At 63.6% G+C, this 15,291-nt stretch carries 17 protein-coding genes; 8 read left to right on the forward strand and 9 right to left on the reverse strand.

Annotated features, from left to right (window positions below; genetic code table 11):
• Positions 1–67: 67 nt before the first annotated feature.
• From tmk to NKI10_RS24715, 5 genes are all read left to right on the forward strand, one after another.
• Positions 68–742: a dTMP kinase gene (tmk, locus tag NKI10_RS24695; protein ID WP_023668949.1), complete on the forward strand. Its 675-nt coding sequence runs from the start codon at positions 68–70 to the stop codon at positions 740–742.
• The gene (locus NKI10_RS24700) at positions 739–1,794 is read left to right on the forward strand and encodes a DNA polymerase III subunit delta' (RefSeq protein WP_352862173.1); all 1,056 of its coding nucleotides are present in this window, start codon (positions 739–741) and stop codon (positions 1,792–1,794) included. Before tmk ends, NKI10_RS24700 begins: the two co-directional genes overlap by 4 nt.
• 91 nt (positions 1,795–1,885) lie before the next feature.
• Complete coding sequence (gene metG, locus NKI10_RS24705) at positions 1,886–3,436, forward strand: methionine--tRNA ligase (RefSeq protein WP_352862174.1); 1,551 nt, start codon at positions 1,886–1,888, stop codon at positions 3,434–3,436.
• On the forward strand, positions 3,436–4,224 hold the full coding sequence (locus tag NKI10_RS24710; RefSeq protein WP_352862175.1) for a TatD family hydrolase: 789 nt from the start codon (positions 3,436–3,438) through the stop codon (positions 4,222–4,224). The genes metG and NKI10_RS24710 overlap by 1 nt, the downstream gene beginning before the upstream one ends.
• Before the next feature lie 3 nt (positions 4,225–4,227).
• Positions 4,228–5,046 carry an MBL fold metallo-hydrolase gene (locus tag NKI10_RS24715; RefSeq protein ID WP_352862176.1) on the forward strand — a complete coding sequence of 273 codons (819 nt, stop codon included), beginning with the start codon at positions 4,228–4,230 and terminating at the stop codon, positions 5,044–5,046.
• A 13-nt stretch (positions 5,047–5,059) separates the two neighbouring features.
• Here NKI10_RS24715 and NKI10_RS24720 read toward each other — a convergent pair whose 3' ends face one another.
• The 9 genes from NKI10_RS24720 to NKI10_RS24760 form a co-directional block, all read right to left on the reverse strand.
• The gene (locus NKI10_RS24720) at positions 5,060–5,821 is read right to left on the reverse strand and encodes a GNAT family N-acetyltransferase (protein WP_352862177.1); all 762 of its coding nucleotides are present in this window, start codon (positions 5,819–5,821) and stop codon (positions 5,060–5,062) included.
• 341 nt (positions 5,822–6,162) lie between these two features.
• Positions 6,163–6,492, reverse strand: coding sequence for a hypothetical protein (locus tag NKI10_RS24725; protein ID WP_352862178.1), 330 nt, complete (start codon positions 6,490–6,492; stop codon positions 6,163–6,165).
• A gap of 190 nt (positions 6,493–6,682) precedes the next feature.
• Positions 6,683–7,603 carry an alpha/beta fold hydrolase gene (locus NKI10_RS24730; protein WP_352862196.1) on the reverse strand — a complete coding sequence of 307 codons (921 nt, stop codon included), beginning with the start codon at positions 7,601–7,603 and terminating at the stop codon, positions 6,683–6,685.
• Between the two features lie 52 nt (positions 7,604–7,655).
• Entirely contained in the window at positions 7,656–8,435 is a 780-nt protein-coding gene (locus NKI10_RS24735; RefSeq protein ID WP_245265789.1) for a DUF8605 domain-containing protein, read from the reverse strand.
• Between the two features lie 107 nt (positions 8,436–8,542).
• Complete coding sequence (locus NKI10_RS24740; RefSeq protein ID WP_352546045.1) at positions 8,543–9,319, reverse strand: pyrroline-5-carboxylate reductase; 777 nt, start codon at positions 9,317–9,319, stop codon at positions 8,543–8,545.
• Between the two features lie 23 nt (positions 9,320–9,342).
• Positions 9,343–10,221 carry an aldose 1-epimerase family protein gene (locus NKI10_RS24745; RefSeq protein ID WP_023736654.1) on the reverse strand — a complete coding sequence of 293 codons (879 nt, stop codon included), beginning with the start codon at positions 10,219–10,221 and terminating at the stop codon, positions 9,343–9,345.
• Between the two features lie 175 nt (positions 10,222–10,396).
• Positions 10,397–11,113, reverse strand: coding sequence for a Bax inhibitor-1/YccA family protein (locus tag NKI10_RS24750; RefSeq protein ID WP_023710521.1), 717 nt, complete (start codon positions 11,111–11,113; stop codon positions 10,397–10,399).
• A gap of 38 nt (positions 11,114–11,151) precedes the next feature.
• A complete protein-coding gene (locus tag NKI10_RS24755) occupies positions 11,152–11,928 on the reverse strand; it encodes an anti-sigma factor family protein (RefSeq protein WP_023736656.1) in 777 nt (258 codons plus the stop codon).
• Positions 11,925–12,458: a sigma-70 family RNA polymerase sigma factor gene (locus tag NKI10_RS24760; protein WP_023688465.1), complete on the reverse strand. Its 534-nt coding sequence runs from the start codon at positions 12,456–12,458 to the stop codon at positions 11,925–11,927. The genes NKI10_RS24755 and NKI10_RS24760 overlap by 4 nt, the downstream gene beginning before the upstream one ends.
• 175 nt (positions 12,459–12,633) lie before the next feature.
• Between NKI10_RS24760 and NKI10_RS24765 the strand changes: the two genes are divergently transcribed.
• The 3 genes from NKI10_RS24765 to mazG all read left to right on the forward strand — a co-directional run bounded on the left by NKI10_RS24765 (position 12,634) and on the right by mazG (position 15,286).
• Positions 12,634–13,071 (forward strand): DUF3592 domain-containing protein, encoded by a 438-nt coding sequence (locus tag NKI10_RS24765; RefSeq protein ID WP_023706554.1) that lies wholly within the window; start codon positions 12,634–12,636, stop codon positions 13,069–13,071.
• Between the two features lie 129 nt (positions 13,072–13,200).
• On the forward strand, positions 13,201–14,385 hold the full coding sequence (locus NKI10_RS24770; RefSeq protein ID WP_352862179.1) for an amino acid aminotransferase: 1,185 nt from the start codon (positions 13,201–13,203) through the stop codon (positions 14,383–14,385).
• 76 nt (positions 14,386–14,461) lie between these two features.
• Positions 14,462–15,286 carry a nucleoside triphosphate pyrophosphohydrolase gene (gene mazG, locus NKI10_RS24775; RefSeq protein ID WP_352862180.1) on the forward strand — a complete coding sequence of 275 codons (825 nt, stop codon included), beginning with the start codon at positions 14,462–14,464 and terminating at the stop codon, positions 15,284–15,286.
• Positions 15,287–15,291 lie beyond the last annotated feature (5 nt).

Here is a 15,291-nt window from a genome sequence, read left to right on the forward strand (position 1 = left end):
TGCGGCGTGGACCTTTTCTCGGGCGCGGACTAAGACACCAGCGCAAAGCAGGACAAAGGCCTTTCGATTGGCAAGCGGATTTTTCATCACCTTCGAAGGCGGCGAGGGCGCCGGCAAGTCGACGCAGATCGAGCGGCTGGCCCAGAAGATGCGCGCCAAGAAATACGATGTCCTCCTCACCCGCGAACCCGGGGGGTCACCCGGCGCCGAGGCGGTCAGGCACGTGCTCCTGTCCGGCGCCGCCGAGCCTTTCGGGCCGAAGATGGAGGCGCTGCTGTTTGCCGCCGCACGCTCCGACCATGTCGAGCAGGTCATCCGGCCGGCGGTGGAGCGCGGCTCCATCGTGCTTTGCGACCGTTTCCTGGATTCGTCGCGCGTCTATCAGGGCGTCACCGGCGGCCTCGATCCGGCTTTCATGGAAGCTCTGGAGGAGGTCGCCATCAACGGCATGATGCCGGACATGACGCTGATCCTTGACATTGACCCCGCCGAGGGCTTGCGGCGCGCCGCCGCGCGGCGTGGCGCCGAGGACGGTCCGGACCGCTTCGAAAAGGAGACGCTGGACATCCACCAGCGCCGCCGTGACGCCTTCCTGGCGATCGCAGCCGCCGAGCCGGACCGCTGCATCGTGATCGACGCGTCGGCGCCTCCCGCTGCGGTGGAGGATGTCATCACCGCGGTGGTGTTCGCCGCACTTGAGGCGAGGGCGCCCGCGCGCAACCGACAGGCGGCGCCCGCATGATCTTCGAACGCATCGCTCCCGAGCAGCACGACACGCTGGACGGTGTACCGGAGCCGTCCGAGACGCTGCGCCTGGTCGGCCATGAGCAGGCGGCCGCGATGCTCGCTGCCGCCTATCGCTCGGGAAAACTGCCGCATGCGTTGATCTTTGCCGGGCCGGTCGGCATCGGCAAGGCGACGCTTGCCTTTCACCTGGCGCACCATCTGTTGAAGCATCCGGCCTTCGACCAGGCGCCGGACACGTTTGCCGTTCCCGATCCGGCCTCACGGCTGTTTCGCCAGATCGCCACCGGGGCGCATCCCGGCGTGCTGCACCTGACCCGGCCGCTGAACGACAAGACCAAGAGTTTCAAGACCGTCGTCACCGTCGACGAGATCCGCAAGGTCAACCGCTTCCTGTCGCTGACCTCGCATGACGGCAGCTACCGGGTGGTGATCGTCGATCCGGCCGACGACATGAACACCAACGCCGCCAATGCCTTGCTGAAGAACCTCGAGGAGCCGCCGAGCCGCACGCTGTTCATCCTCATCGTGCAGGCGCCGGGCAGCCTTTTGCCGACCATCCGTTCGCGCTGCCAGATGGTGCGGCTGACGCCGCTCGATGCCGGCAGCCTGATGAGTGTTCTGGAGACCGTCGAGCCGCCGCCACCTTCCGATCCTGCTGCGCGCGCGGCACTAGCGGAACGGGCAGGGGGCAGCGCCCGCAATGCGATCCTTCTGACCCAATATGGCGGGCTGGAGATTGCCGGCACCCTCGACGCCCTGGTCACGTCGGGCAAGAGCGACATCGCCGGCGCCTATCGCCTTGCCGAGGCCGTCGCCGGCCGCGACCAGGCGATCCAGTTCGACATCTTCAACCGCCGCGCGCTCGATCTGCTCTCCACCGGCGCCAGTGAAGCCGCTCTGGCTGGGGATCTCGCGCGGGCGAAAACGCTGTCCGACACTTGGCACGAGGCGCTGAACGCCATATCTGAGACCGACACCTACAATCTTGACAAGAAGCAGCACGCCTTGACCATGATCGACCGACTGAATTCCGCAATGCAAATGTGACCGGATCCGGCCTCGGGTCGGGATGGCAATCGCCGTCTCGATGCGATATCCACCGCTCACACTCAATTCGGACATTCATGACGGTTCATTCATGTCACGCGACACATTCTACATCACCACACCGATTTTCTATCCGAACGGCAAGCCGCATATCGGCCACGCCTATACGGTCATTGCGACCGACGCGCTGGCCCGCTTCCAGCGCCTGGACGGCAAGGACGTGCTCTTCCTCACCGGCACCGACGAACATGGCCTCAAGATGCAGCAGACGGCCGAGAAGGAAGGCATAACGCCACTCGCGCTTGCTGACCGCAACTCGGCGATCTTCCGTTCGATGACAGAGGTCCTGGGCGGCTCGAATGATGACTACATCCGCACGACGGAACCACGCCACTACGAGTCGTGCCAGGCGATCTGGAAGGCTATGGCGGCCAATGGCGACATCTATCTCGACCGCTATAGCGGCTGGTATTCGGTCCGCCAGGAAGCCTATTTCGAAGAGAGCGAAACCACGCTCGGCGACGACGGCGTGCGGCGCGAGCCGCTTGGCTCGCCGGTCGAGTGGAATGAGGAGGAAAGCTACTTCTTCAGGCTTTCCGCCTATCAGGACAAATTGCTTGCGCTGTACGAAAGCCAGCCCGATTTCGTCGGTCCGGCCGAGCGCCGAAATGAGGTGATGAGCTTCGTCAGGTCCGGCCTCAAGGACATCTCGGTCTCGCGCACGACCTTCAATTGGGGCGTGCCGGTGCCCGGCGACGACAAGCATGTGATGTATGTCTGGGTCGATGCCTTGACCAACTACATCACCGCTGCCGGCTATCCCGACACCAAGGCCGAGCAATGGCGCTACTGGCCGGCCACGCACATCATCGGCAAGGACATCGTCCGCTTCCATGCTGTCTACTGGCCGGCTTTCCTGATGTCGGCCGGCATCGAACTGCCGAACCGCGTCTTCGCGCATGGCTTCCTGTTCAACCGCGGCGAGAAAATGTCGAAGTCGGTCGGCAATGTCGTAGACCCCTTCACCATGGTCGAGCATTACGGCCTCGATCAGGTGCGCTATTTCTTCCTGCGCGAGGTGCCCTTCGGCCAGGACGGCAGCTACAGCCATGACGCGATCGTCAACCGCACAAATGCCGATCTCGCCAACGGTCTCGGCAATCTGGCGCAGCGCTCGCTGTCGATGATCGCCAAGAACTGCGGCGGCGTGGTGCCGCATCGCGGCGAGCTGACCGAAGCCGACAGCGCGATCCTCGACCAGGCGGTGGAAGCGCTGGGTACCGCGCGCCACGCGATGGCGGAACAGGGCATCCATCTCGCGTTGGCGGCGATCTTCGGCGTTGTGGCGGAAGCGGATCGCTACTTCGCCTCGCAGGCGCCCTGGGCGCTGAAGAAGACCGATCCGGCGCGCATGGAAACAGTGCTGTGGACGACCGCCGAACTGGTGCGGCGCGTGGCATTGCTGTGCCAGCCCTACATTCCGGGGTCGGCCGGCAAGCTGCTGGACCTGCTGGCGGTGCCGGCGGACAAGCGTGACTTCGCGCATGTCCATGCCGACTATGCGCTGGTGCCCGGCACGGCGCTGCCCGCGCCGGAGGGCGTGTTTCCGCGTTATGTCGAAAACCCTGAGGCGAGCGCCTGATGCTCGTCGACAGCCATTGCCATCTCGACTTTCCGGATTTCGCCGAGGAGCGGGCGGCCATCGTCGCCCGCGCAAAGGCTGCCGGTATAGGTCACATGGTGACCATCTCGACACGCGTGAAGCGGTTTGCGCAAGTGCTTGAGATTGCCGAGAGTTTCGACGAAATCTATTGCTCGGTCGGCACCCATCCTCACAATGCCGGCGAAGAGCTGGATGTGACGGCTGAGGACCTTGTGCGCCTGTCCGCGCACCCGAAGGTAGTGGCGATCGGCGAGGCCGGGCTCGACTATTTTTACGACAAGGCGCCACGCGATGCGCAGGCGCAGGGTTTTCGCACTCATATAGCAGCTGCGCGCGAGACCGGGCTGCCGCTGGTGATCCATTCGCGCGATGCCGATGACGACATGGCTGCCATCCTCGAAGACGAAACAGGGAAGGGCGCCTTCCCCTTCATTCTGCATTGTTTTTCGTCGGGGCGACGGCTGGCAGAGGTCGGCGTGGCGCTTGGTGGCTATGTGTCCTTCTCGGGCATACTGACCTTCAAGAACTCCGGCGATTTACGCGCCATCGCAGCCGATGTGCCGCATGACCGGCTGCTGGTCGAGACCGACGCGCCGTATCTGGCGCCGGTGCCGTTCCGCGGCAAACGCAACGAGCCGGCCTATGTCGCGCATACAGCCAAGGTGCTGGCGGAGACGGTCGGCGTTGGCGAAGCCGAGATCGCGACGCTGACGACGGCGAACTTCTTCCGGCTGTTCGGCAAGATGCCGCGGCCCGCCGGGCTCTGACGCATGAGCGACCGGCTGCGCCTCACCATCCTCGGCTGCGGCTCGTCACCTGGCACGCCGCGCATCACCGGCGATTGGGGCAATTGCGACCCGGCCAATCCGAAAAACCGGCGTACACGCTCAGCCGCGCTCGTCGAGCGGATAGCAGGCAACGGCGCCAGAACCACGGTCGTCATCGACACCGGGCCTGATTTCCGTGAGCAGATGCTGATGGCGGCCGTCCGGCGCATCGACGCCGTCGTCTATACGCATCCCCACGCCGACCACATCCACGGCATCGACGATCTGCGCGGCTACGTGCTGGAGCAGCGCCATTTGATCGATGTCCATGCCGACCAGCCGACCATGCTCAGGCTGCGCGAAGCGTTCGGCTATTGCTTCGAGACGCCGCTTGGCAGTTCCTATCCGCCGATCGTCAGGCCCCACATCATAGATCACGCAAGGGCGGTGACGATCGAAGGCGAGGGCGGTGCCCTCACCCTCGAGCCGCTGCCGCAGATCCATGGCGACATCATTTCGCTCGGCTTCCGCATCGGCGGGCTGGCCTACTGCCCCGATATCAGCGACTTCCCGGCTACCACCGCCGAGCGGCTGCGCGGCCTGGACATGCTGGTCATCGATGCCTTGCAGTACCATACCCATCCCAGTCATCTGTCGCTCGGTCAGGCGCTTGGCTGGATTGAAAAACTGGCGCCGAAACAGGCCGTGCTGACGCATATGCATGTGCCGCTCGACTATGCCACGGTCAAGGCCGAGGTGCCGGCCAACGTCACTCCGGCCTATGACGGCATGGTGATCGAAATTCCTTATGAGTCAGCATGATACGAACAGCTCTTTATAAGGACGTTCGGTTCTTCGGCGCGAAGATCAGCAGCGTTCCAATCCGCTCATAGCCCATGCGGGGATAAAGCAGCGCTCCGGCACGCGTCGCCAACAGCATCGAGCACCGCGACCCATGCGCTTTGTCGTCATGCAGCATTTTGGCCATCAGCGCCTGGCCGATGCCTCGACGCCGGTGCGAAGGCTCGACAAACATTGCCGAGCACCATGTGGCGCCGACGGCGTCTATGCTGCGCACACGCCCGACGATGGCGTCGCCATCGAGCGCCACATACTGGCGAAACGGCGCATCGTCGCCGAGTTGATCGTCTGGAAGTGGCCGCCTGCGTATGACCTTTCCCAGTTGTGCAGCGCGTTCAGCCGTCCTCACGCGTTCGATAGAGACGATTGCTGGCGGGTCTGGAATTTGGCGCAGCGACTGGACGAAAAAGCCTTCCGTCCGCAGCAGCCGGTAGCCGAGCGCCTTGTAGGCAGTTCGCGTCGGTTCGTCCGGGCCGTCATTCGCGATCACGACCGAAACGGCAAAGCTTGGCCGCGCATGCTGCCGCACGATGGCATCGGCTTCCTCGGCGGCGACGTCATGGACGATCCATTCTTCGCCACGGTAGTCGCGTGCATTCTTGCGCTCGGCATCGCGCATCAGCCACAAGGGTCCGACGCGGCTGGCCTCGTAGGGAAAGGAACGGCTCTTATCGGTACTGAAGCCGTGCACGAACACTTCGATCGCCGCTTCGATGTCACGCGTTGCTGTCGTCATCGACACAGCGTAGCGTTGGCCATCGGCTCAAGGCAACACGCGTCGATCATGCCAAACCTATGAAAGTCCGCGTCATTTCCCAACTGCAGCCTGATGCATAAGTTCCATAATCTATCTTATGCGACTTTCATATGTGGCTGCTGCTTCCATTAGGGGCGTGCCAATATACGCCCTGCTGACTGAGATGCAGGCCGGCGGCTCTGATCGCTTGGCGGGAGGAACGTTGACGAAGCAGTGGCGAAATGAGTTGGCGTGGTCTTCATTTCTCAAGGGATGGCGCCTTTCGCAAAGGCCTCGACTTCCTGCTCGACGGGCTGGCACCAGGATAACGAACAGGAGCGTCATCCCGAAAAGCTTTCCAGGAGGCCGCTGAAGGCTGCTGCGATTGCAACAAGATGGAAGACGCCAAGGGCCAGCCATCTGGAGCCGCCGGCGCCCGCAACAAATGCCCCATAGGCAGGAAACTGCAGCGCAGCCAATCCGATGGAAAGGCCGGTGATCGTTGTGTTGGTCAACAGCGTTGCCAGCATGGGGACCGGATGGAGAAGTCGCGCCAGCCCATAGTCGCCATGCCCGGCTCCGGCCGAATAGAGCGTCAGGAAAAAGGCGACGGGCGTGATGCCGAGGCCGACAAGGAACCCTGCCCGCGAGGAGAATCTTGGCGACGTCATCTGGCCATGGCCATGGCAGCGGACGGGTCGCGGTCGTCAGGCGCGAGCTTGGACGAAGCGACAAGCAGCTTCTCCTGATCGGCCCGCGACTTCGGCTCGATCGCGATTTGTAGCAGAGGCCAGGGCGCGGCAGACTTCTCCATCATGACGCCATGGTTGCAGATTGATCGGGTGGCCGCAACGGAGGGGTCTACGCCCGGCCGGCCGCCCGGCCCGTCCCTTTCGCTTCCTGACTGTGGACGCGCGCCAGAAAATCGCGCACCAGCGGAAGCGCCTCATCGAAATGGGTTTCGAGCAACCAGTGGCCGGCGCCGCCGATGAGATGAAGTTCTGCTTCCGGCAAATCGCGGTGGTAGGCATGCGCCGATTGCGCCGGCATGTAACCATCCTCGGGGCCCCAGACAATGAGCGTCTGCGGTTGGTGCTCGCGCAGATAGCTCTGATAGCGCGGGAACCAGCCGAGGTTCGCCTCCAGCTTCTCCATCAGGCCGACCGCGAGCCGCCGGCGGATCGGCGTGTCCATCAAAGGCCAGTGGAGTTTCCAAAGATCGGGAGGCACGCGCTCGGCTACAGCGTCATCCACCTCTCCGACAAACTCGTGCCGGAAGCCCTCCTCGCTTACCGCCTCTTCCAACGGCCGATGCTTTTCGGGCGTCTTCTCATTCCAATAGGCTTTTATGGCGGCGTATTTCGGCCCGAGAACGTCCTCGTAGATGTCACCGTTCTGGATAATGAGTGCGGCGATGCGCTCGGGATGTGCGATGGCGTGGCGCAGTCCGATCTGAGAGCCATAATCGTGCAGCCAGAGCGCATAGCGCGACGTGCCGAGCGCATCGGCGAAAGCTGTCAGAAACCCGGCATAGGCATCGAAATCATAGCCAAAGTCCGACATTTCGGGCGTGCCGCTGTAGCCAAAGCCGGGAAAGTCCGGCGCGAATGTATGCCAGCGATCGGCAAGTGCCGGCATCAACCTTCGGAATTGATAGGACGAGCACGGATAGCCGTGCGGCAGCAGGAGGACGGGAGCATCAGGCGGGCCGTCTTCGCGATAGAAGATGCTGTTTCCGTCAACGTCGATCCGGCGATGTTGCAATTCTACCTCCTTGCTCAAAGCTTGCCCGCCACTTTGTTTACGGCGCTCCGGCAAGAAGGTTCCCTTGAAGTCAGGGCGTGACGGCTTCCGGCTCTCCATTGCCCGACAGGATCTGCAGCGTTCCGCGCGTGGCGTTGCGGAACGCATCGTCGAAACTGACGCCACGTACCTGCCAGCGATAGTCCTTATCCTTGAAGCTGAGCCGCCAGTCGCCGACCCAACCCAGCGCTTCCTGGCGCCATGCCAAAGTGCCGGCAAGCAGGGCATCGCCATCCAGCGTGTTGGCCACGTCGGCGAGCGCGACGTCGGACGGCCGAGGCAACTCCAGCGGCAAACCGGTCCGGTGCGCCGCGTCCGCCAGCGCAACGCGCATATCCGCCGCAAGCTCGCCGCCGCCATCGCGCACCAGCGTGAAGCCGTCGCCTTTCATCGGCCTTACATCCAGCAGTGCGACGATTTTTGGCCGCGGCACCGCCCACGGTTTGCGCCCGAGCGACGCCAGCAAGGCATCGATCTTGTCCGGGTCGAAATCGGCGGTGATGTAATGCGGCCGGTCGTGGGTGCCCTGCTCGTCATGCGGTGGGCGGTTGTTGAGCAGGTCGCGGTAGCCGACACCAGTGACATAGTCGGCCGCGTGCCGGCTCATGTCCGCAACACGCGGGTCGCCGATCAGCCGCGGGTCGCCGGAAACCTTGACCAGCACCTCTTCAAGGCACGGCGCCAGGCCCCACGCCCGGTTCTCCTCGCCAGTGCCGCTGGTCACCGATTGCGCGCGGTAGAGGCTGGCGGCGCGGTCGATGTCGGCGGCAGCGACCGGAAAGACAATCAGCACAGCCAGCGCCGCTGCCACAAAGCCCAATTTCAAGCATCCAGGCACCCGCCGACCCTCCCGAAACGGTCCGGAACATCCGTTGGAGCCATACTCCTGATCATCAGGGAATTTCAAGGTGCCGCCCATCAAGGCGTATCGCCGACGATGCGCCGGTGTACGCCGTCCAGGCTCTCGGTGAGCGCCTCGAACACGTTTCGCGCCGTGAGTTCGCGAAGAACCTGTTCGTTGATGCCGCCGCGCGTCGCATAGTCCTGCGCCAGATGCATGAAGTCGGCATCCGGCGACATATCAGGAGCGCTTCCCAAGGCTTTGAAAAGCGATGCGATGTAATCGCGCCCCTTTCCTTCCTCGACGCCATTCTTCTTGAGCCAGCTGTTGATCGTATCGAGATATCTGAAGTAGCTGGCATAGGTCGCGGTGACCACGCTCAGCGCATTGAATTCGGCTGGGTTCTCGACCTCGATCACTTTCCCCAGACTGCCGAACAAGGCAGCGACAGTGGCATCCGGCGGGCAGATGATCGTTGCCCCCAGCCGGTGGGCAATCATCGGCATGGGCAGCGCTTTCGTCACCTGGTGCGCGGGTGCGGTCAAGCCGGCAATCTCCTCGCGCGGCAGCGTGGCGATCAAGCTGATGAGGTGATGCTCGCGCCGAAACCGCAAACCCGGCAGGACGTCATGCGCAATTTGCGGCCGGACAGCCAGCATGACTAGTTCGCATTGATCGAGAACCGCCTGATTGTCATCAGCGATACGCACATCCGGATAACGGGCCGCCAGCTCTGCGGCGATCTCTTCATTGCGCGGCGACAGCAGCACGGAGACGGAGTTATCCGCGACGGATTTGAGCCCGCTGACAATGGCCGCTGTAAGGGCACCCGTACCGATGAAGCCAAGTTTCATCGCGCCTATCTCTGGTTCATCGGTCACAGTGGCGCATGGTAGAGCCGTACCTGATAGCTCAGCACACGCTTTTCACCGGGCGCGATCAGCATCACGCCCGGCTTGGCCGCGAACTCGCCATCGAAATCGACGGGGCTGGCAAGCCCGTGCCAGGGTTCAATGCACAGGAACGGAGCGCCGCCCGGCTTCGACCAGATGCCCAATTCCCTAAAACCCTGCCACGACATCTCGATCGCCGCACCGTTCGCGGCGGCATAGCGCACGCTGGTGCTGGCCGGCCGGTGGAGGATCACGGCGTCTGCCTCGAACAGCTGTTCGGAAAGCGCCAGCGTTTTGCCTTCGATGGGCGTCGGCTGTGGTGCAGCCACCACCAGGCCATCCTTCAGCCGGCGGATCGGCGCCGGCTCGTCCTGGGCAAAGGTCAGGTGGTAGTCTGTCTTGGCGAGCCCCGGCTGCAATGGCCAATTGAAAGCCGGATGTGCACCGATGGAGGCTGGCAGCGTCTCGTCGCCGGTGTTGGCAATCTCGAAGCTCACACCAAGTTCGCGACGCTCGAGCGTGTAGGTGATGGCAAGGCGAAAGGCGAACGGATAGCGCGTGCGTGTATCGGCATCGTCGGTCAACACCAGCGTGCAGGATCGGGGGCTCGCGTCAGCCCACACAAACGGCTTGTCGCGGGCAAATCCGTGCTGCGTCAGGGGATAGACCTGGCCCCGATGGCGAAGCTGGTCGCCCTTCAGCCGGCCGACGATCGGAAACAGCACCGGCGAATGCCGCCGCCATTCCGGCCCGGCCTGCCACAAAAACTCCAGACCCTCGGCATTGCGCAAGGAGACGAGCTCGGCCCCCTGCCCGACAATGGTCGCCGAAATGCCGTCGCCGTGAAGCGTCACTTGTTCCATGCGTTCTCGCGGAAAGCTGCGTGCGAGCGGCAGGTTAGCAAAAGCCCGCATGGACTCAAGGGCGCAGCGACATCGCGCTGATAGAGGAGCGATGTCTCGACGGCAAAAACGACGGTGGCCGGAGATTCTCCTCCGGCCACTGCGAGATCGAGATTGTTGCCCTGCTACGGTTCGACTATTCGCGCTCGCCGGTGAAATTCAGCAACAGCTGGAAGATGTTGACGAAGTTCAGGTACAGCGACAGCGCGCCGAAGACGGCGAGCTTCTGCTGCGATTCCGCATCGAAATTCTCCGCATACTGTTCCTTGATCGTCTGCGTGTCCCAGGCGGTCAGGCCGACAAAGACGGCAATGCCGATCACCGAGATGGCGAACTGCAGCGCGGTCGAGCCAAGGAAGATGTTGACGACGCTGGCGATCACCACACCGATCAGGCCCATGATCAGGAAGGACGAGAACTGGGTCAGGTCGCGCTTGGTCGTGTAGCCGTAGAGGCTGGTGGCGCCGAACATCGTGGCGGTGATGAAGAAGGTGCGCGCGATGCTGGTGCCGGTGAAGACCAGGAACACCGAAGCCAGCGACAGGCCCATCACCGCGCAGAAGGCCCAGAACATCAACTGGGCGCTCGCCGCCGACATCGTCTGCATCTTGAACGAGAACAGCAACACGAAGGCGAGCGGCGCCAGCATCACCACCCATTTCAGCGGGCTGGAAAAGATCGGCACGTAGAGGGCCGGCGTGGAAGCGACCACCATGGCGACGATGCCGGTGACGACGAGGCCGATGCCCATATAGTTATAGACGCGCAGCATGTGGCTGCGCAGGCCCTCGTCATAGACGGCGCCGGCGCGCGCGCCAGTGCCCATGCGGTATCCGAGGTCAGGGGTATTCATGCGGGTTCTCCTTATGTGGTCTCAGTAAAGTGTCCTGATCAGTAAAGTGTCTTGGCAAGCGTCTCGGCGGCGCGGTCGAGGTCGTGGACACCGCTGCGCGCGACGACCGCGTACGCGACCTCGCCGATCTGGAAATAGGCAGAGGAGATGTCGCCGGAGGGCGCGATGGCAGGCTTGACCACGTCGAAGGTTCCGGGCCGGATCGCAAACAGCGAGACCAGCCCCATATCCTTCGTCTCCAGCGCCACCTCGACGCTCGGCCCGAAGCGCGACGGATAGATCTGCACGTCGCGGACCTTCCAGTCCTTGGGCAGCGATGGCATGACGATTGCGGTGGCGGCGCGGATTTCGTCGCCATTGTAGTTGGGCGCCTCCAGCTGCGAGGGCATCGCCTCGCGCATGAGCGTCGTCTTGTGCGCCCGGATCGCTTCTTCGACATAGGCGGGCGGCGGCGGCGAAGCCACGACCTTGGTCACCAGCAGCGGCCCGAAGAGGCCGTTCGCCAGCCAGCCGGCAGCGACAAAGACGGCGACCGCGGCCGCCCGCTGCAGCACGGCGAAGACGCGGCGACTGGCCAGTCCCCTGCCCAGCCGGCGCGCGACTTCAGTCGTCGCCGGCCGCGCCATGCCTGTGGAAGCAGCCAGCGCCAGGCGCAGTTCGTCGCGCGTCCTCAAGTCGGACATCACCCGCGCCGCAGCCTCCGGACGAACCGAGAGGAACGCCTCGACCTCGATGCGGCGCGCGACATCCAGCTGGTCGTCGACATAAGAATCGAGATCGGTATCGGTCACCGGGTCCCGCAACAGGTCGGTCATGACGGGTCTCCCACGATCCTCAGATGGCTTTTGGCCGGCGAAGGTGCAGCGTTTTCCATCTCGCGCAGTGCTGCGCGCGCCCTGCCGATGCGCGACATCAGCGTGCCCAGCGGCACCCCGCTGGCGTCGGCGGCCTGCTGGTAGGAAAGGCCCTCGATGGCGACCAGATGCAGCGCCGAACGCTGCTCCTCCGGCAGACTGAAAAAGGCCTCGCGCACCTGCGCCAGTCGCACGGAATGTTCCTGAGGCGCCGGCGTGCTGGCATCGGTGAGATAGCCGGCCTGCTCGACACGCGCTGCTTCCGACCGGCGCGAGCGCATCTTGTCGATGAAAGCGTTGTGGACGATCGACAGCAACCATGCCCGCAGATTGCCGCCCGAGCGGAATGTGTCGCGCCGCTCGTAGGCGCGCACCAGCGCATCGTGCACCAGATCCTCGGCGTCAGTCCCGTCGCGCGTCAGCGAGCGTGCGTAGCGCCTGAGCGAACCCAGCTGTCCGACAATATCGAAGCGTGGCATCGACCGTTTCATGCCCCGTTTACGAAACAGGCGGGGATCTTAATCCATCGCCACCAAAACTTTTTTGCGTCGCCACAATAGGCATCATGCAATCAGAAGTCCGCTGCGCACTTACCCATCTCCCGTGCGGCAGATGTTTGCTTTATGGATGAAGTCTAGCCTTATCCGTCTGTCCCAGGAGCAAAAGATGGCCAATGGTAGTCGTGTAACGGGTTTTGCAGCGTTGCCGATCGTCGGCAGGGTGTTCATCATCTTTGGCATTGTCGGACTGATCGCTTCCGGCGTGCTGGCCATCGTCGAGATGTACGGCCCTCGTACCGCTTCGGCGACAGGCAGGATTGTCGCCGCCGAATACAATCCCCGCATCGAGTTCTCGACCGCCGACGGCACCGTCATCCGCTTCAACAATGCCGTCCACAGCTCGTTCTGGGGTGATGGCGACAGCGTCCCTGTCGCTTACGACCCAACCAATCCGCAAAATGCCTCCGTCGACAGCTTCGCCGGACGCTGGTTCCTTGCCGGGCTGGCCGGCATGCTCGGCGGTTTCTCCCTGCTGACCGGCATCGGTCTCGCCGTGATTGGACGGGTGCTTATCCGGCGGATTGGAATGAACCCGTCGCCATAGCCGCCGACCCCTGCCGTACAGACAAAGCTTGGCGTAACGGTCCAGTACGCTAGCGGACTGGCGCAGATGGAAGCACTGGCGAAACGCGGCCGCTTTGCGTATTACTCCGCCGCCATTGGAGCCGTATTGATGTTCGAGACCCTGCAACCTGCCCCGGCTGACAAGATCATCGCCTTGATCGGCCTCTATCGCGCCGATCCGCGCCCCGGCAAGATCGATCTCGGCGTCGGCGTCTACAAGGACCGCGACGGCAGGACGCCGGTCATGCGCGCCCTGCGCGAGGCCGAGAAGCGGTTGCTGCAGGACCAGGACACCAAGACCTATCTCGGTCTTGCCGGCGACACCGGCTTCAACACGGCGATGGTCAAGCTGGCCTTCGGCCCCGCTGCCGACATGACGCGCATCCGCGCCGCGCAAGCGCCTGGCGGTTCCGGCGCGCTGCGGCTGGTGGCGGAGCTGTTGAAGCGGACCCGCCCCGACGCAACCGTCTGGCTGTCGGACCCGACATGGCCGAACCACCCGCCGGTGATGCGCGGGGCCGGCCTCACGGTGCGCGATTATCCCTATTTCGATGCCGCATCCGGCGCGGTGCGCTTCGACGAGATGCTGGCAACGCTTGGCGCAGCCGAGCCCGGCGATATCGTGCTGCTGCATGGCTGCTGCCATAACCCGACCGGCGCCAATCTCGATATCGCGCAATGGGCCAGCGTCGCCGATCTTGTCGTCGAGCGCGGGCTGTTGCCCTTTGTCGACATTGCCTATCAGGGCTTTGGCGAAGGCCTGGACGCCGATGCGGCCGGCTTGCGCCTTCTCGCGGGCAAGGTGCCTGAAATGGTCGTTGCCTCGAGCTGCTCGAAGAACTTTGCCATCTACCGCGACCGCGTCGGCGCGGCGATGATCCTGGCGAAGGATGGTGCGCAAGCCGATGTGGCGATGAGCCAGATGCTGGCGGCGGCGCGCGCCATGTATTCGATGCCGCCGGACCACGGCGCCGCCGCCGTGCGCATGGTGCTGGAAGATGATGGCCTTCGCGCCGACTGGGAGGCGGAGCTGGAGGAGATGCGGCTGCGCATGCTGAGGCTGCGGGTCCAGTTCGCCGACGCGCTGCGCCGGCAGTCCAACTCCGACCGCTTCGACTTCATCGCCAGCCATCGCGGCATGTTTTCCAGGCTTGGCCTGACCGAGGCGCAAGTCGAGCGGCTGCGTGCCGAGTGTGGCGTCTACATGGTCGGCGACAGCCGCATCAACGTCGCCGGCCTGCCCGAGGACGGCATGGATGACCTCGCCAAGGCGGTTGTGTCGGTACTCGGCTGAAGCTCGCTGTGGACAATCTCCCCTCTCCGGCTGACGCCGTTGGCCGCACGACAGGCAGCGGGATAGCATTCGCCGCATGAAACCTTCGCGCGACATTTCCCGGCTGATCGAGATCATGGCGGCGCTCAGGGCGCCGAAGACCGGCTGTCCCTGGGACATCGAGCAGGATTTCTCGACCATCGCGCCCTATACGATCGAGGAAGCCTATGAGGTGGCGGACGCCATTGCGCGCGGCGATCTCGACGATCTGCGCGACGAACTCGGCGATCTCCTGCTGCAGGTCGTCTACCACGCGCAGATGGCTGAGGAAGCCGGCGATTTTGCCTTCGGTGATGTGGTCGAGGCCATCACCACCAAGATGATCCGGCGCCATCCGCATGTCTTCGGCGACGAGAAGGCGCGCAGCGCCGGCATTGCAAAGGGCATGTGGGAAAAGATCAAGGCTGAGGAAAAAGCCGAAAAGCGAAGTGCGCGCCTCGCCCGCGGCCTCGACCCCGAAGACCATGGCAAGGGTTTCCTGGACAGCGTGCCCGTCGCCCTGCCCGCTTTGACGCGGGCGCTAAAGCTGCAGGAAAAGGCAGCGCGTGTCGGTTTCGACTGGAGCGAGGCAGCACCCATCCTCGACAAGATCGAGGAAGAGATCGGCGAGCTGCGCGAGGCACTGGCTAAGGGCGAAACGGCTGAGATCAAGGACGAATTCGGCGACATGCTGTTTGCCGTCGTCAATCTGGGGCGTCACCTCAAGCTCGATTCGGAAGCGGCGCTTAGCGGCACCAACGAAAAGTTCCGCTCGCGCTTCCACTATGTCGAGCGCGCGATCGATGCATCGGGAAGCACGCTCGAAAAAGCCACGCTGGACGAGATGGAAGTGCTCTGGCAGCAGGCCAAGGGCGTGAAATAATCAGG

Origin of the sequence: Mesorhizobium sp. M0802 (assembly GCF_040320115.1) — a bacterium.
Classification (GTDB): Bacteria; Pseudomonadota; Alphaproteobacteria; order Rhizobiales; family Rhizobiaceae; genus Mesorhizobium.